The sequence below is a fragment of the Roseovarius litorisediminis genome, from assembly GCF_900172295.1.
GTDB classification, from domain to species: Bacteria; Pseudomonadota; Alphaproteobacteria; order Rhodobacterales; family Rhodobacteraceae; genus Roseovarius; species Roseovarius litorisediminis.
In genome coordinates this window covers 619258-635727 of the sequence record NZ_FWFL01000001.1, presented here as the reverse complement: position 1 = coordinate 635727, position 16470 = coordinate 619258, and the positions used below count along the sequence as shown (strand labels likewise).

Here is a 16470-nt window from a genome sequence, read left to right as displayed (position 1 = left end):
CATGCTTTACGGCTTGGATACCAAATTTTCTCCTTGGTAGGTCAGGAATTTTGACCTAATATTGCACTATATTAAGATCAAACTCCGTACAACAGGGGATGCACACCATGAGCACGCAACAGGTATCATTGAATGATCGGTTCGATCTGGAAAAACCCCAGGTATTGTTGAACGGAACCCAGGCGCTGGTGCGGCTGATGCTGGTCCAATCCGCGCGGGACCGTTTGGCCGGGCTGAACACGGCAGGATATGTGACCGGGTATCGGGGATCGCCCCTCGGGGCGGTGGATATGCAGATGAACCGGGCCGCAAAACAGCTGGCCGAAGCGCATGTGCGCTTCGAGGAGGGGCTGAACGAAGATCTGGCCGCAACAGCGCTGTGGGGCAGTCAACAGGCCGAGTTGCGCGGCGAAGGCAAATATGATGGCGTATTCGGCCTTTGGTACGGCAAGGGCCCCGGCGTGGACCGCACCGGTGATGTGATGCGTCATGCCAATATGGCAGGCACCAGCGCCCATGGTGGTGTGTTGATGGCGATGGGGGATGACCATACCGGCGAAAGCTCGACCGTGCTGCACCAAAGCGAATGGGCGATGGTGGATGCCTATATGCCGGTTGTCAGTCCGGCAGGGGTGCAGGAAATCATCGACTATGGCCTGTATGGTTTTGCCCTGTCGCGGTTTTCCGGCCTTTGGGTCGGGTTGAAAACGATGAAAGATACGGTCGAGGCCACATCGGTTGTCGATGGTCGCACAGACCGGATGCAGTTTGTAACGCCCGAATTCGATATGCCCGAGGGCGGGTTGAACATTCGTATGGGCGATACCCCACACGCGCAAGAAGCGCGGATGATTGACCATAAACGCTTTGCCGCCGAGGCGTTCAGCCATGCCAACAAGATGGACAAGCGGGTTTGGGGTAAGCCCGGTGCCAAGATCGGCTTGGTCGCCGCGGGCAAGAACTGGCTGGATCTGGTGCATGCGCTGGATCTGCTGGGGGTGGATGCGGCTGAGGCCGAGCGACTGGGGATAACAACCTACAAGGTAGGTCAGACTTTTCCGCTGGACATGAAGGGCTTTCACGACTGGGCCGAAGGGCTGGACCTGATCGTGGTGGTCGAGGAAAAGCGCAAACTGATCGAGGTTCAGATCAAGGAAGCGATCTTTGATGATCGCAAGGGCCGCAGGGTTTACGGTTGGCACAAGGGCGGCGGCGCCGGCTCGATGCACGGCGAAGAGCTGTTTCCCACGCGCGGGGCGCTGGACCCCATCATGATTGCCGAAAAACTGGGGCAGATCCTGATCGAAGAGGGGCGCGGGACCGAGGCCGTGAAAGCCGGGCTGGAGGCGTTGAGTGAGGCGCGCCGCAACGACAATGTCAAAGAGATTGCCACCCGCACGCCCTATTTCTGTTCGGGCTGCCCGCATAACAGTTCCACCAAACTGCCAGAAGGCAGCCGCGCTTATGCGGGAATCGGATGTCACTATATGGTGCAGTGGATGGACCGCGAGACAACCGGCTTTACCCATATGGGTGGTGAGGGGGCCAACTGGATCGGCGAGGCACCGTTTTCAAACCGCAAGCATGTGTTTCAGAATCTTGGCGACGGCACCTACAACCATTCCGGCGTGCAGGCCATTCGGGCGGCCTTGGCGGCGGGCACCAATATTACCTACAAGATCCTCTATAACGATGCCGTGGCTATGACGGGCGGGCAGCCTAATGAAGGTGGATTGGATGCGCCGCGTATTGCCGCCGAACTTAAGGCGATGGGGGTGAATAACCTGTCTGTCGTTTATGACGAAAAGGAAGATATCGACTTTAAAGCATTCCCTCAGGGCATTGAAATAAAAGAACGTTCCGAACTAATGGATGTGCAGAAACGCCTGCGCGAAGTCGAAGGCGTTTCGGCGATCATATACATTCAGACCTGTGCCGCGGAAAAGCGCCGCCGCCGCAAGCGTGGGCTGTTTCCTGACCCCGACAAACGGGTTTTCATCAACACGGATGTCTGCGAGGGCTGCGGCGATTGCGGGGTGCAGTCGAACTGTGTGTCGATCGTGCCGGTAGAAACCGAACTGGGGCGCAAACGAGCGATTGATCAGTCCAGTTGCAACAAAGATTTTAGCTGCCTCAAGGGGTTTTGCCCGTCTTTTGTAACGCTGGAAGGTGCGAAAATCCGCAAGGAACAGGCGATTGACCTGGACCTGCCTAATCTGCCACTTCCGAACCTGCCCCAGATCAACGGCACCCATAATGTGGTCATCACAGGTGTGGGAGGTACCGGCGTGGTGACCATTGGCGCGGTGCTGGCGCAGGCGGCACAGATCGACGGTAAGGGCGCGGGTATGATGGAAATGGCCGGGCTGGCGCAAAAAGGTGGCGCTGTGCATATCCATTGTCGCCTGGCAGAACGCCCCGAGGACATCAATGCCATCCGCGTGGCCACGGGTGAATGCGATGCGCTGATTGGCGGGGATCTGGTGGTGTCGGCAGGGGCCAAAACGCTGGGCCTGACGAAGCGCGGCCGTACCGGGGCGGTGGTGAACCGTCATGAGATCATTACCGGCGATTTCACCCGCGACACCGAATTCAGACTGCCCGCCGACCGGTTGGAACTTGCGCTTGAGGCGCGGTTGGGTGAGGCGGTGCAACTGTTTGATGCCTCAGATCTGGCCAAGACGGCGATGGGCGATTCTATTTTCTCGAACATGATGATATTTGGCGCGGCATGGCAGCGCGGGCTGATCCCGCTGAGCCATGACGCGATCACACAGGCCATCACGCTGAACGGGGCTGCCGTGGCACAGAACCTGCGGGCCTTTGAAATCGGTCGCTGGGCGGCAGTGCATCCTGATCAGGTCGCAAAGCTGCTGGCGCCGAACGTTGTTGAGCTGCCCAAATCGCTGGAGGATAAGATTGCCTTTCGCGCCGATCACCTTGTGGCCTATCAGGGCAAGCGACTGGCCAAACGCTATCGCAAACTGGTCGAGGCTGTCAGGGATCCGGCCCTGCAAGAGGCCGTGGCCAAGGGCTATCACAAACTGCTGTCCTACAAGGATGAATACGAGGTGGCGCGGCTTTTGCTGAGCAGCCGGGAGAAGGCGGCGAAGGAATTTGACGGCGATTTTCGCATGTCGTTTCATCTGGCCCCGCCTATTTTGGCAAAGGTCGGCGCGGATGGGCGGCCCAGAAAGCGCGCGTTCGGGCCGTGGATGGCGGGGCCATTGAAATGGCTGGCACGGATGAAGCCCCTGCGCGGTACACCACTGGATGTGTTTGGTTATTCGTCTGAACGGCGAATGGAACGCGCGCTGATCAAGCAGTATGAAAAAGACATCAGGGCAGTAATGCCACTGCTGGGGCCTGATACCCGGGATGCGTTGCTTGCGCTGGCTGAACTGCCTCTGCAAATCCGTGGGTTTGGCCCGGTGAAGTCTGCCAATGCAGCGAAAGCCGCCAAACGTCGCGAGGAATTGCTGTCGGTAATCAACGCAGGTGGCAAGCCTTCGGCGCAGGCGGCGGAATAAGCGGCAGAATTCCTGTATCGTGGCCGTTGACACGCTGTTATTGCCGCTTGTCGCCAGGATAAAGGTTGCAAAATCCCGGATGGAATTCTTGCGCCGCAGGGCGTATGAGCTTTCTTCAGGACAGAATGATCCCTTTGATCAGGGATTCGCAATTTAATAGCAGCCTTGGGGCCTGACAGATGGCAGTGGGTATCTTTGACAGTGGTCTCGGCGGCCTGACCGTTCTGGACGCGGTGGAAAAGCGGCTGCCAGAGGTGCCGTTTGTCTATCTGGGCGACAATGCCCATGCGCCTTACGGCGTGCGCGACGCCGAGGATGTTTATCAACTGACCACCAAAGCGGTTGAGCGGCTGTGGGAAGCGGGCTGTGATCTGGTGATTCTGGCCTGCAATACGGCCTCGGCGGCGGCACTGCGACGGATGCAGGAAAGCTGGATTCCTTCCGACAAGCGGGTATTGGGTGTGTTTGTACCCCTGATCGAGGCACTGACCGAACGCCAGTGGGGCGACAACTCTCCGCCGCGCGAAGTGGCGGTGAAACATGTGGCCCTGTTTGCCACGCCTGCCACTGTCAGCAGCCGGGCGTTTCAACGCGAACTGGCGTTTCGGGCTATCGGTGTGGATGTCGAGGCGCAGGCCTGCGGCGGCGTGGTGGATGCCATTGAAGAAGGTGACATGATCCTGGCCGAGGCACTGGTACGCAGCCATGTGGATGCGTTGAAACGCAAAATGCCTGACCCGCAGGCGGCAATTCTGGGCTGCACCCATTATCCGCTGATGCTGGATATATTCCAGGACGCGCTTGGGGTTGATGTGGCGGTTTACAGTCAGGCCAATCTGGTGGCGGAAAGCCTGGCGGATTACCTTGACCGGCACCCCAACATGCTGGGCAATGGTGTTGAGCGCAAGTTCCTGACAACCGGCGATCCCAAACTCGTGTCAGCGCGGGCGACGCAGTTTCTACGACGACAGATCACGTTTCAATCTGCCTGAGGGCCTGATCCTGCAGGCCGTGGCCCAGAGGCCACCTCAGGGTGGATGAGTGCCCACGTCGCATTGCCGTGGCGTTAAAACTCTCTTAAATGCACACAACACTTGCAGAAAGCAGACGTCTGACATGACCCATAAAATCGCAATTCTGGGCGCCAGCGGATATACCGGCGCCGAACTGGTCCGGCTTATTGCCACCCATCCCACTATGGAAATTTCAGCGCTTGCCGCCAATTCCAAGGCCGGGCAGGCCATGGCGGATGTGTTTCCCCATCTGCGCCATCTGGATTTGCCTGAACTGGTGACAATCGATGAAATTGATTTCGCCGGGATTGACCTGTGTTTTTGCGCCTTGCCGCACAAGACCAGCCAGGAAGTTATCAGCGCTCTGCCGAAGGATCTGAAAATCATCGATCTTTCCGCTGATTTCCGGCTGCGCGACCCGTCGGCTTATGAAAAATGGTACGGCAACCCGCATGCGGCGACAGAGATGCAGAAAGAGGCGATATACGGCCTGACCGAGTTTTATCGGAACGAGATTGCCAGCGCCCGCCTTGTGGCTGGGACGGGCTGCAACGCGGCAACCGGGCAATATATTCTTCGGCCGCTGATCGCGGCGGGGGTGATTGATCTGGACGAGATCATCCTTGACCTGAAATGCGGTGTGTCCGGGGCCGGGCGCAGTTTGAAAGAAAACCTGCTGCATGCCGAACTTTCCGAAGGCTATCACGCCTATGCCGTGGGCGGCACGCACCGGCATCTGGGCGAATTCGACCAGGAGTTTTCGGCGGTTGCAGGCCGAGAGGTGAAAATCCAGTTCACGCCGCATCTGATTCCCGCAAACCGGGGCATTCTGGCGACCGCCTATGTGAAAGGCGACGCGCAGACTGTGCTGGATACGTTGAATGCGGCCTATGATGATGAGCCCTTTGTTGTGGTACTGCCCTTGGGTCAGACACCCAGCACCCGGCATGTCCGGGGCAGTAATTTCTGTCATATTGGCGTTGTCGCTGATCGGCTGCCGGGCCGGGTGATAGTTGTGGCGGCACTGGACAACCTGACCAAGGGCTCTAGCGGGCAGGCCTTGCAGAATGCAAATCTGATGTTAGGTGAAGATGAGACGGCGGGCCTGATGCTTGCCCCGGTATTTCCTTGAAGAATGCGAGGTAGAGGAGTGAAATCGCTTAAGAAAAAACGCCGGGTTCAGGTGATATCACTTGCGGCCGTGGCCTTGATCGCGGCCACTGCGTTGATTGGATACGCGATGCGTGACGGGATCAATTTCTTTCGCTCGCCCAGTCAGGTCATCGCCGAACCGCCGGCGCCGAACGAGGTGTTTCGTATCGGGGGTCTTGTGGAAGAGGGCAGCCTGATACGTGGCGAGGGGGAAGTCATCAGCTTTAGCGTGACGGATGGCGGCGGTGTGGTGCCTGTTACCTACAAGGGTGTTCTGCCAGATCTCTTTGAGGAAAATCAGGGAATGGTCGGCACCGGAACTTACGTTAACGGTGTCTTCAAGGCCACTGAAATTCTTGCGAAACATGATGAAGATTACATGCCGAAAGAGGTCGTTGATGCGCTGAAGGAACAGGGCGTCTACAAGGAACCGGACGGTAGTTAAGCCAGCCGTTAACCGAACCGGTCGCAGCCTGTTGCCCGATTGAGGTAGCAGGCGGATGGCCAGATGCGAAGCGTTTCAGAGATTGCAAAAGAGATTGTCGCCCGTGAAGGCGGCTTTGTTGATGACCCCGACGATCCGGGCGGGGCTACCAAATACGGCGTGACATTTCACACGATGCGCCGACTGGGGCTGGACCTGACCGGGGATGGGCGGGTGAGTGTCGAGGATGTCAAACACCTGACCCGCGCCCGGGCCGAAAACATATTCATCACCCACTATTTTAACCAACCGCGCATCGCAGAGCTGCCGCAAGTGTTGCAGGCCAGCGTGTTCGATATGTATGTCAACGCCGGCGCCAATGCGGTGAAAATCCTGCAGCGGCTTTTGCGCCAGATGGGGCAGGCGGTGGACGTGGACGGCGTGATTGGACCGCAAACCATCCAGGCTGCCGATACTGCGGCCACGGAAGCCCCCGATCATATTGCCGATGCGTACGGCATTGCCCGGCGCAATTACTATTTCGGCCTGGCCGACCGGCGCGCAGCCAGCCGCAAATACGCCCGATCACGGGCCGGGGGCAAAGGCGGATGGATCCGCCGCGCGGAAGAGTTCATTTCGCTACGGTTTCATCTGCAAGACGCCGAATTTCAGAAAAGGACAGCGGCATGGGATTGATCGAGCGGGTTCTGACGGTCGTTTTTGGCGGGGCGCGCAACATCGTGGCGGACACAGCCGAAGTGTTTCGTGAAAACACCGAGGCCGGGGCCGGGCGACAGGCAGAGTTCAAAAAACAGGTCGTGACGCAATACGGGCAAGAGTTTCATAGCAATCAGCGCGGTTGGTTCGACCGTGTCATGGATGCGGTCAACCGCCTGCCACGCCCGGCCATGGCACTTGGGACGCTGGCGCTGTTTGTCTCGGCCATGACCGATCCGATCTGGTTTGCCGAGCGGATGCAGGGCATTGCGCTGGTGCCCGAACCGCTTTGGTGGCTTCTTGGTGCAATTGTATCGTTTTACTTTGGGGCGCGACATCAGGCGAAAGGGCAGGAGTTTCAACGCTCTGTCGCGGTAACGATGGCGCGCGCACCGCAGGTTGTTGAAAACATCACCGCCCTGCGCAAACTGCGTGCCGGCAGCCCCGGCGTGGCAGATACCGGGCCGGATGCAAAGCTGGCCCTGGCAGCTTTCACACCGGGCGAAAACCCGGCACTGGATGACTGGCACAAGTCGCGGGGCTGACCCCCGCGACAAAGTGATCGATTTGTGGGCGAGATTGACGTTGGCCCGGCTGGCACTGCGCCCTATACTTGGGTCATGATTACAGAACTTGGCCACTTCGCCCTTATCCTCGCCTTTGTGACCGCCTGCTTTCAGGTGGTCGTTCCCCTTTACGGTGCACACAAGCGCTGGCCCGGCTGGATGGCCGCGGCTGAACCTGCCGCGACCTTGCAGTTTCTGCTGACAGCGGGGGCCTTTGCATCGCTGACCTGGGCTTTTCTGACCTCTGATTTCTCACTCAAGCTGGTGACGCTGAACAGTCATACGGCCAAGCCGCTGCTGTACAAGATCACTGGTGTGTGGGGCAATCACGAAGGATCCATGTTGTTGTGGGTGTTGATCGTGGCGCTATTCGGCGGTTCGGTCGCCTGGTTCGGCAGCAATCTGCCACCCAGCCTGAAGGCGCGTGTTCTGGCAGTGCAGGGCATGATCGGGGCGGCTTTTTTCGCCTTTATTTTGTTCACATCCAATCCGTTCTTGCGGCTGGCAGTGCCACCCTTTGACGGCAATGACCTGAATCCGCTGTTGCAGGATCCGGGTTTGGCATTTCATCCGCCGTTCCTTTATCTGGGCTATGTCGGCCTTTCGATGACTTTTTCATTCGCGGTGGCCGCCCTGATCGAAGGTCGGGTCGACGCAGCATGGGGACGCTGGGTGCGGCCCTATACGTTGGCGGCATGGATATTCCTGACGATCGGTATCGGTCTGGGCAGCTGGTGGGCCTATTACGAGCTGGGCTGGGGCGGTTTCTGGTTCTGGGACCCGGTGGAAAACGCCAGTTTCATGCCTTGGCTGATCGCTGCGGCCTTGTTGCATTCCTCGATCGTGGTGGAAAAACGCGAATCGCTCAAAAGCTGGACTGTTTTGCTAGCGATCATCGCCTTCGGTTTTTCGATGGTTGGCGCGTTTATCACCCGCTCGGGTATCATCACCTCGGTGCATGCCTTTGCCAGTGATCCGGAGCGGGGTGTTTTCCTGCTGGCGATACTTGCTGTGTTCATGCTGGGCGCGCTGACGCTGTTTGCGGCGCGGGCTAATGTCATGCAGGCCAAAGGTGTCTTTGGGCTGGTCAGCCGCGAATCCATGCTGGTGATAAACAACATTCTGCTGGGCGTCTCCGCTTTTGTTGTCTTCACGGGTACTATCTGGCCTCTAGTGGCTGAATTGTTCTTTGATCGGAAACTGTCAGTCGGGGCGCCGTTTTTCAACATGGCGTTCACGCCTTTCATGCTGCTGCTGGGGTTGATCCTGCCGGTAGGAGCCATGCTGCCGTGGAAGCGGGCGAATCTGGGCCGGGTGATCCGACAGCTGAGGGGCGCCTTTGTTCTGGCGATCGCCATCGGGGCACTGGCCTGGGCCTTGCAGACCGGGCGGTCTGCCCTTGGGCCGGTTGGCCTGTTTCTGGCGGCGTGGCTGGTGTCAGGCTCGGCCGTGGATCTGTGGAGCCGCACGGGGCGCGGTTCAGGCCGTCTGGCGCGCCTCAGGCGCCTGCCAAGGGCCGATTGGGGGAAATCCGTGGCCCATGGGGGGCTAGGTATCACAATTGCGGGTATCGCGGGCATGATGGCGTGGTCGGTAGAAGATATCCGGGTGGTGCAGCCCGGTGAGGCATTCGAAGTTGCGGGCTTTACCCTGTCGCTGGACAATGTCGCGCGCGTCGAGGGGCCCAACTATATCTCGACGATGGGAGAGGTTTCGCTTCGGCGTGGCGACAGTCTGATCAATACGCTTTACCCGGAAAAACGGATTTATCCGGTAGCGGGTATGCCGACCACCGAGGCCGCCATCGACAATGGTTTCCTGCGCGACGTGTATGTCGTGGTGGGGGACCCGCAGGGCAACGGCGGATGGGCGATCCGGACCTATTACAAACCTCTGGCCAACTGGATCTGGGGGGGCGCCATCCTGATGGCGTTTGGTGGTGCGCTTTCCTTGAGTGACCGGCGCTACCGTGTGGCGGCGGGCAGCCACAAGGCGGCCGCGGTCGGAGTGCCCGCGGAATGAAACGGCTGGTTTTGTGCCTGTGTCTGATTGCGGCCCCGGTTTTTGCGGTTCAGCCTGACGAAATTCTGGACGATCCCGCGCTTGAAGCGCGGGCGCGAGAACTGAGCCAGGGATTACGCTGTCTGGTTTGCCGCAACGAAAACATCGACGATTCAAGTGCGCAGCTTGCCCGCGATCTGCGCCTGCTGGTGCGCGAAAGACTTGTTGCAGGCGATACGGATGAAGAGGCCGTTGCGTTCATTGTGGACCGCTACGGTGAATATGTACTGCTGAAACCCCAGTCGGGCGGCTCAAACCTGATCCTCTGGGGGGCGGGTCCATTGATGCTGCTTTTGGGCGGCTTGATTGCTGTTGTCTATTTGCGAAGGCGCTCCAGGTCGGTTGAAGGCGGGGATGCGAGCCTGAGCGACGACGAAAAGGCAAGATTACGCGAAATCATGAAAAACTGACGTGTCGTTTCTCTTTTACGCAGGGCGGTATTGGGGTTTGATTGACACAGATTTTATCCTGGAAGGCGCGCCCGAATGAAAGACTATCAAACCATTTCCCTGTTCATCGAGGATGATATCGCTGTCCTGAGCCTGAATCGTCCGGACAAGATGAATGCCCTCAACGCGCAGATGCGGGCTGAGATCCGGGACGCGGCCATATTTGCGGCCAGGGAGGCCCGCGTTCTGGTCATGACCGGCAACGGAAAAGCATTCTGTTCGGGCCAGGATCTGAGTGACGGCGGGAATGTCGCCGCGATGGACCTGGAGCGGGTTCTGCGCGATGAATATGTTCCGATGCTGCGTGCAATTACCGATTGCCCGGTTCCGACGATCAGCGCGGTCAATGGCCCGGCCGCAGGAGCCGGGGCGAACCTGGCGCTGGCGGCGGATGTGGTGATAGCCACCGAAAGCGCCTATTTCCTGCAGGCCTTTACCCGGATCGGCCTGATCCCGGATGCAGGCGGCACCTATTGGCTGCCTCGCCAGATGGGCACCGCCAAGGCGATGGGGGCCGCGCTTTTTGCCGAACCGATCAGCGCGCGGCAAGCCAGCGACTGGGGAATGATCTGGGAGTCCGTTGAGGACGACGCGTTTGACGGCAAATGGCGGGCCCGTGCCACGCATCTGGCCAAGGGGCCGACGCTGGCCTACGGGCATGTGAAACAGGCGATACGCGGCAGTTGGGACAACGGGTTTGACACCCAGCTGGATTTTGAAGCCAAGCTGCAGGGAGCCTGTGGAAAATCCCGTGATTTCAAAGAGGGCGTCGTTGCTTTTCTGGAAAAGCGCCCCGCGAAATACGAAGGGCGGTAAACCTGCCCTGCTAGCGGCCCGAACTTGGATAAGTATCCGGAACAACAAAGGCCGACCCAATCAGGGCCGGCCTTTGTTCTGCGTAAACTGTGATTCTCAGCGGTTTTCGATATCCACGTAATCGCGCATCGTAGACCCATTATAGAGCTGACGAGGGCGGCCGATTTTCAGTTGTGGATCACCGATCATTTCTTTCCACTGCGAAATCCAGCCGACCGTACGGCTGAGCGCGAAGATGGGCGTGAACATCGAGGTCGGGAAACCCATCGCTTCCAGAATGATGCCGGAATAGAAATCGACATTCGGGAACAGCTTTTTCTCGGAGAAATACGGGTCGGCCAGCGCCTGTTTTTCAAGTTCTTTGGCGACCTGCAGGATCGGGTTGTCATCAATCCCCATCAATTCAAGAACTTCGTCGGCGGACTGTTTCAGCACCGTCGCGCGGGGGTCAAAGTTTTTGTAGACCCGGTGGCCAAAGCCCATCAGGCGGAACGGATCATCCTTGTCCTTGGCACGCGCAATGAATTCGGGAATCCGATCGGGGGTGCCAATTTTCTTGAGCATTTCAAGACAAGCCTGATTTGCGCCCCCATGTGCCGGGCCCCAAAGGCAGGCAATACCAGCGGCGATACAGGCAAACGGGTTTGCCCCCGAACTGGACGCCAGACGGACCGTGGACGTCGACGCATTTTGTTCGTGGTCGGCATGCAGGGTGAAAATCCGGTCCATGGCACGGGCCAGGATCGGATTCACTTCGTAATCCTCGGCCGGGACAGCAAAGCACATCTTGAGGAAGTTCGAGGCATAATCCAGATCATTACGCGGATATTCGAAGGGTTGCCCGATGGTGTATTTATAAGCCATCGCTGCAATGGTTGGCATCTTGGCGATCATCCGGATCGAGGCCACTTCGCGCTGCCAGGGGTCGTTGATGTCTGTTGAGTCGTGATAGAAGGCTGACATTGCACCGACCACACCCACCATGATCGCCATCGGGTGCGCATCACGGCGGAACCCGCGGAAAAGGTACATCATCTGCTCGTGGATCATTGTGTGGCTGGTCACCCGAGATTCAAAATCCTCGAGGTGGGCGGGTGATGGCAGTTCACCGTAAAGCAGCAGATAACAAACTTCGAGATAATGCGATTTGCTTGCCAGTTGATCAATCGGGTAGCCGCGGTGCAGCAGTTCGCCCTTGTCACCGTCGATATAGGTAATGGTGCTGTCACAGGCCGCGGTCGAGGTAAAGCCCGGGTCGTAGGTGAAAACCCCTGCCTGCGCATAGAGCTTGCGGATGTCGACAACATCCGGGCCCGCAGTGGGTGAAAAAATCGGCAATTCGTATTTTTTGCCGTCAATCTCAAGCGTTGCGGATTTCGTGCTGTCTGCCATGAGGCGGTCTCCCTCTCTAAGCCCGCGCATTCAGCGCACTGGGCTACATATTTCAGTTGGCCTTTCGAGAAGGTTAAACATTCTCGCAGGCAGCGTCAGTAAGCCGGGCAATCGTCTCGCCACGTCCGAGAACCAACATCATGTCAAACACACTTGGTGTCGCAGTCCGTCCGGCCAGCGCGGCCCGAAGCGGGCCGGCAAGCTTTCCAAATTTAATACTATTATCTTCAGCGAACTGCATTGCAATCGCTTCTAGATCTTCGCGAGACCAACTAGCATTTTGCAACTGCGGCGTCAATTCCTTCAGTATACCACGGGATACAGAATCAAGCAGGGCTGCGGCTTTCTCATCCGGAACCACTGGTCTGGAAGTGAGGATAAATTCTGCTTTATCAATTAGTTCGGGGAATGTCTTTGCGCGTTCCTTTAGGCAGTACATTCCTTGTTCCAACAGAATAATTTTATCGTCAGACAGCGCAGGTTGGTCCGTTGCGGCAAGGAATCCAACCAGTTCATGCAGCAGTGCAGCATCTTCTGAAGCCGCGATATGCTGGCCGCACAGATTTTCAAGCTTCTTGAAGTCAAACCGTGCCGGGGATTTGCCGATACCCGACAGGTCAAACCATTCCCGGGCCTGTGCGTCGGTAAAAAATTCGTCATCACCATGGCTCCAGCCAAGCCGGGCGAGGTAGTTGCGCATGCCTGCTGCCGGATAGCCCATGTGCTGGTATTCCTCGACGCCAAGCGCGCCGTGGCGTTTGGACAGCTTTTTGCCATCGGGCCCGTGGATCAGCGGGATATGGGCATAGACCGGCAGGGGCCAATCCATTGCTGTGTAGATCATCATTTGTCGCGCGGCGTTGTTCAGGTGATCGTCGCCCCGGATGACATGGGTAACCCCCATATCATGATCATCCACCGCCACGGCAAGCATGTAGACCGGCGTGCCGTCGCTGCGCAAAAGTACCATGTCGTCAAGCTGATCGTTGCGGATGGTGACATCGCCCTGAACCTGATCCCGGATCACCGTGCTGCCATCGCGCGGGGCTTTGATACGGATGACATATGGCGCATCGGGGTGTTGATCTGGTGTGGAATCACGCCAGGGGCTGTGGAACAGGGTCGAGCGGCCTTCGGCGCGGGCGGCATCGCGAAAGGCCTGGATTTCGTCCTGTGTCGAGAAACACTTGTAGGCTTTTCCCTGTGCCAGCAGGTCGCGTGCCACCTCGGCGTGGCGGTCGGCGCGCTGAAACTGGCTGATTGCCTCGCCATCGTGATCCAGTCCCAGCCAGGTCATCCCATCCAGAATTGCCTGGGTTGCCTCAGGCGTTGAACGGGCGCGGTCGGTGTCTTCGATCCGCAGCAGGAATTTTCCACCGCGCCCGCGCGCGTAAAGCCAGTTGAAAAGCGCGGTGCGCGCGCCGCCGATATGCAGATAACCGGTGGGCGAGGGGGCAAAACGGGTCACGACCTGTTGGGACATGGGGTAAATTAACCTTTCGGTAACGATGTGGGGCGTAGCGTTCAGAACTGTCTATCGGCCCGCTGGAGGGGTGACAAGAGTTGGGCGTCTGGCAAAACCTGCTGAGCATCTGGATGGCCCAACGCGGCCATCTGTTTCCCTGGGTGCCGGTATGTCTGGGGTGCGGTGTGGGGCTGTATTTTACCATCAGGTCCGAGCCCTCGGTCGGGCATCTGTTAGGGGGCGCGGCAGCGGCATTGGGGCTGGCCGCGATGGTGCCGCGGACCAACGCGACCGTCACGCCGATTCTATGGGCGCTGGCGCTGTGCGCTGCAGGGTTTTCACTTGCCGGATTTCGCGCCCATAAGATGGCTGAGCCAGTGCTGGGCTGGCGCTATTACGGGCCGGTGGAAGGGCGTATCGTGAATATCGACCGATCAGCATCGGACGCGCTACGCCTGACGCTGGATCGCGTTGTTTTGCGCGATGTCCCACCAGAAAGCAGACCGGAACGGGTGCGGATTGCCCTGCATGGGCCGCAGGGATTCATCACCCCTGAGCCGGGTTTGCGGGTTATCATGACGGCGCATGTGTCCCCACCCGGCGGCCCGGTAGAGCCGGGGGGATTCGATTTTCAGCGCCATGCCTGGTTTCTGAAACTGGGTGGGGTTGGGTACACGCGCACGCCGGTTCTGGCGATTGCCCCCCCCGACGGCACACAGGTTCTGTTCAAGGCAAGGATGGCGCTTTCGGCCCATGTGCAAAGCATTCTGTCGGGGGAAGTTGGGGCCTTTGCCGCTGCCATCATGACCGGTGATCGTGCAGGAATGGGGCAGGACACGCTGGAGACGTTGCGAATTTCCAACCTTGCGCATCTTCTGGCCATTTCCGGCCTTCACATGGGGCTGTTGGCAGGTTTTGTCTTTGCAGCCGTACGTCTGGGATTTGCCGCTGTTCCCTTTGTTGGTCTGCGCGTCCCTGCCAAGAAGATATCGGCCTTTGTGGCACTTGTCGCTGCGGCCGGATACCTTGCCCTGTCAGGGGGAAATGTGGCCACTGAACGGGCCTTTGTCATGGTTGCCGTGGCGCTGATGGCGGTGATGTTCGACCGTCGGGTTTTCAGCCTGCGGGCGGTAGCGGTGGCGGCGGTGATCGTGCTTTGCCTGCGCCCCGAGGCCCTGCTGGGCCCCGGGTTTCAGATGTCATTCGCAGCCACCACGGCGCTTGTCGCCGTGTTTGGCTGGCTGCGGGATCACGAGGTACCGCTTGGGCCGGGATGGATGCGGCCGGTCAGCGCGGTTGTGATCTCGTCTTTCGTGGCAGGGGCGGCCACGGCCCCGGTTGCCGCGGCGCATTTCAACCAGTTTGCGCATTTCGGGTTGATCGCCAATCTTCTGAGCGTGCCGTTGATGGGGGTTCTGGTAATGCCAGCGGCCGTTCTGGCGGCCTGCCTTTTGCCTTTCGGTCTTGATGCGGCCGCGTTGTGGCTGATGGGGTTGGGGCTGCGGTGGATTCTGGGGGTCGCGCACTGGGTGTCCGGGCTGGAGGGGGCGCGCGGCGCCGTTTTCAGCCCCGAACCGCTGGTTCTGCCGGTTTTGGCGCTTGGTATGCTTGTGGTGATCCTTTGGCAGGGCAGGTTACGGATTGCCGGCATGATTCCTGCCACATTGGCGATTGTGCTTTGGACACAAAGCGAACGCCCGGATGTGCTGATTTCCGAAGACGGGTCGCTGGTAGGGGTGATGACCGATCAGGGGCGCGCCCTGAGCAAAGAGCGTGGGACAGGTTTTGTTGCGATGAACTGGCTGGAGAACGACGGGGATGCCGCCCTGCAAAAGGCCGCGGCGGCCCGCTGGCCCAAGCGTGCACCCGGGGCGATACCGGTTACAGCGCTACGTGGCAAACGGGAAGCGGCGGCATTGCTGGTGTGCGACAAGGGTGAATGGGTGGTGTTGAATGTCGATCCCCCCAAAACGGCAGATAAAAATCTGCCTTGTACGGTACTGCACCCGAAAAAACTGCGCCAATCCGGGGCTGTGGCGCTTTTTGACACGCAAAAGGGGGTAAAAGTTGTGACCGCGCGCCAGATCACCGGTGCGCGGCTGTGGAATTCTCAGTAGGTACGGATCAGCCCAACCAGTCGGCCCTGAACCTTGACCTTGTCTTCGGGCAGGAGGCGGGTTTCATAGGCCGGATTCGCGGCCTCAAGCGCGATGACATTGCCCCTGCGGAAAAACCGTTTGAGCGTTGCCTCGTGATCTTCGACAAGGGCCACAACGATATCGCCATTGTCCGCCGCCGATGTTTCGCGGATCACCACCACGTCACCATCGTTAATGCCCGCGTCGATCATGGAATCGCCCTTGACCTCAAGCGCGTAATGTTCGCCTGGGCCACTGATCATTGCGCCGGGTACAGCGACGTTGTGCGACGCATGGGCAATCGCCTCGATCGGGACACCGGCGGCGATCCGGCCCATCATCGGCAGTTCAATCGCATGGGCGGCTTCAACCGGTTGGGCATTGGCAGGCTGTCGTGCAACGGGCCGGTCGCCCTGAATGACGCGCGGGTTGAAGCCGTGGGTCGCTTCGCCGCCAAGGCTTTCGGGTAGTTTGACAATTTCCAGCGCCCGGGCGCGGTGCGCCAGACGGCGGATGAAGCCACGTTCCTCAAGCGCTGTGATCAGCCGGTGAATGCCGGATTTTGAGCGCAAATCCAGCGCTTCTTTCATTTCATCGAAACTGGGTGGAACCCCGTCACGTTTGACGCGTTTGTGAATAAATTCCAGCAAATCCAACTGCTTCTTGGTCAGCATGGGGCACATCCTTTGGTCAATGCGTTTACATTTGTTCTACGCATGTTCCCGTTTTGTGTCAACTGACTTGTGG

At 58.8% G+C, this 16470-nt stretch carries 13 protein-coding genes; 10 read left to right on the top strand and 3 right to left on the bottom strand.

The features are described 5' to 3' along the window. Positions 1-107 precede the first annotated feature (107 nt). The 9 genes from PEL8287_RS03065 (at position 108) to PEL8287_RS03025 (ending at position 10728) form a co-directional block, all read left to right on the top strand. Complete coding sequence (locus PEL8287_RS03065) at positions 108-3530, top strand: indolepyruvate ferredoxin oxidoreductase family protein (protein ID WP_085890860.1); 3423 nt, start codon at positions 108-110, stop codon at positions 3528-3530. Between the two features lie 179 nt (positions 3531-3709). Further along, positions 3710-4522 carry a glutamate racemase gene (murI, locus tag PEL8287_RS03060; protein WP_085890859.1) on the top strand — a complete coding sequence of 271 codons (813 nt, stop codon included), beginning with the start codon at positions 3710-3712 and terminating at the stop codon, positions 4520-4522. Positions 4523-4646: 124 nt separating this feature from the next. Continuing rightward, positions 4647-5675, top strand: a complete 1029-nt coding sequence (gene argC / locus PEL8287_RS03055; RefSeq protein ID WP_085890858.1) for an N-acetyl-gamma-glutamyl-phosphate reductase — start codon at positions 4647-4649, stop codon at positions 5673-5675. Between the two features lie 18 nt (positions 5676-5693). Further along, positions 5694-6140, top strand: a complete 447-nt coding sequence (gene ccmE / locus PEL8287_RS03050) for a cytochrome c maturation protein CcmE (RefSeq protein WP_085890857.1) — start codon at positions 5694-5696, stop codon at positions 6138-6140. A gap of 63 nt (positions 6141-6203) precedes the next feature. Next, entirely contained in the window at positions 6204-6815 is a 612-nt protein-coding gene (locus PEL8287_RS03045) for a holin-associated N-acetylmuramidase (RefSeq protein ID WP_085890856.1), read from the top strand. Beyond that, positions 6806-7381 (top strand): holin family protein, encoded by a 576-nt coding sequence (locus tag PEL8287_RS03040; protein ID WP_085890855.1) that lies wholly within the window; start codon positions 6806-6808, stop codon positions 7379-7381. Before PEL8287_RS03045 ends, PEL8287_RS03040 begins: the two co-directional genes overlap by 10 nt. 75 nt (positions 7382-7456) lie before the next feature. Then, positions 7457-9424, top strand: coding sequence for a heme lyase CcmF/NrfE family subunit (locus PEL8287_RS03035; RefSeq protein ID WP_085890979.1), 1968 nt, complete (start codon positions 7457-7459; stop codon positions 9422-9424). Further along, positions 9421-9873 carry a cytochrome c-type biogenesis protein gene (locus PEL8287_RS03030; RefSeq protein ID WP_085890854.1) on the top strand — a complete coding sequence of 151 codons (453 nt, stop codon included), beginning with the start codon at positions 9421-9423 and terminating at the stop codon, positions 9871-9873. The genes PEL8287_RS03035 and PEL8287_RS03030 overlap by 4 nt, the downstream gene beginning before the upstream one ends. A gap of 75 nt (positions 9874-9948) precedes the next feature. After that, entirely contained in the window at positions 9949-10728 is a 780-nt protein-coding gene (locus PEL8287_RS03025) for an enoyl-CoA hydratase-related protein (RefSeq protein ID WP_085890853.1), read from the top strand. A 96-nt stretch (positions 10729-10824) separates the two neighbouring features. Here the strand turns inward: PEL8287_RS03025 and gltA are convergent, their stop codons facing one another. Next, on the bottom strand, positions 10825-12120 hold the full coding sequence (gene gltA, locus PEL8287_RS03020; protein WP_085890852.1) for a citrate synthase: 1296 nt from the start codon (positions 12118-12120) through the stop codon (positions 10825-10827). A gap of 73 nt (positions 12121-12193) precedes the next feature. Next, entirely contained in the window at positions 12194-13603 is a 1410-nt protein-coding gene (gene gltX, locus PEL8287_RS03015) for a glutamate--tRNA ligase (protein WP_085890851.1), read from the bottom strand. A 113-nt stretch (positions 13604-13716) separates the two neighbouring features. Here gltX and PEL8287_RS03010 point away from each other — a divergent pair, with 113 nt between their 5' ends. Continuing rightward, a complete protein-coding gene (locus tag PEL8287_RS03010; protein ID WP_085890978.1) occupies positions 13717-15702 on the top strand; it encodes a ComEC/Rec2 family competence protein in 1986 nt (661 codons plus the stop codon). Here PEL8287_RS03010 and lexA read toward each other — a convergent pair. Beyond that, positions 15696-16397, bottom strand: a complete 702-nt coding sequence (gene lexA / locus PEL8287_RS03005) for a transcriptional repressor LexA (RefSeq protein ID WP_085890850.1) — start codon at positions 16395-16397, stop codon at positions 15696-15698. The genes PEL8287_RS03010 and lexA overlap by 7 nt on opposite strands. Positions 16398-16470 lie beyond the last annotated feature (73 nt).

Excerpts from the sequence above, each read along its gene's own strand:
- PEL8287_RS03065 (WP_085890860.1), top strand. The coding sequence starts at position 108 with ATGAGCACGCAACAGGTATCATTGAATGATCGGTTCGATCTGGAAAAA.
- murI (WP_085890859.1), top strand. The coding sequence starts at position 3,710 with ATGGCAGTGGGTATCTTTGACAGTGGTCTCGGCGGCCTGACCGTTCTG.
- argC (WP_085890858.1), top strand. The coding sequence starts at position 4,647 with ATGACCCATAAAATCGCAATTCTGGGCGCCAGCGGATATACCGGCGCC.
- PEL8287_RS03045 (WP_085890856.1), top strand. The coding sequence starts at position 6,204 with ATGCGAAGCGTTTCAGAGATTGCAAAAGAGATTGTCGCCCGTGAAGGC.
- PEL8287_RS03040 (WP_085890855.1), top strand. The coding sequence starts at position 6,806 with ATGGGATTGATCGAGCGGGTTCTGACGGTCGTTTTTGGCGGGGCGCGC.
- PEL8287_RS03035 (WP_085890979.1), top strand. The coding sequence starts at position 7,457 with ATGATTACAGAACTTGGCCACTTCGCCCTTATCCTCGCCTTTGTGACC.
- PEL8287_RS03030 (WP_085890854.1), top strand. The coding sequence starts at position 9,421 with ATGAAACGGCTGGTTTTGTGCCTGTGTCTGATTGCGGCCCCGGTTTTT.
- PEL8287_RS03025 (WP_085890853.1), top strand. The coding sequence starts at position 9,949 with ATGAAAGACTATCAAACCATTTCCCTGTTCATCGAGGATGATATCGCT.
- gltA (WP_085890852.1), bottom strand. The coding sequence starts at position 12,120 with ATGGCAGACAGCACGAAATCCGCAACGCTTGAGATTGACGGCAAAAAA.
- gltX (WP_085890851.1), bottom strand. The coding sequence starts at position 13,603 with ATGTCCCAACAGGTCGTGACCCGTTTTGCCCCCTCGCCCACCGGTTAT.
- PEL8287_RS03010 (WP_085890978.1), top strand. The coding sequence starts at position 13,717 with ATGGCCCAACGCGGCCATCTGTTTCCCTGGGTGCCGGTATGTCTGGGG.
- lexA (WP_085890850.1), bottom strand. The coding sequence starts at position 16,397 with ATGCTGACCAAGAAGCAGTTGGATTTGCTGGAATTTATTCACAAACGC.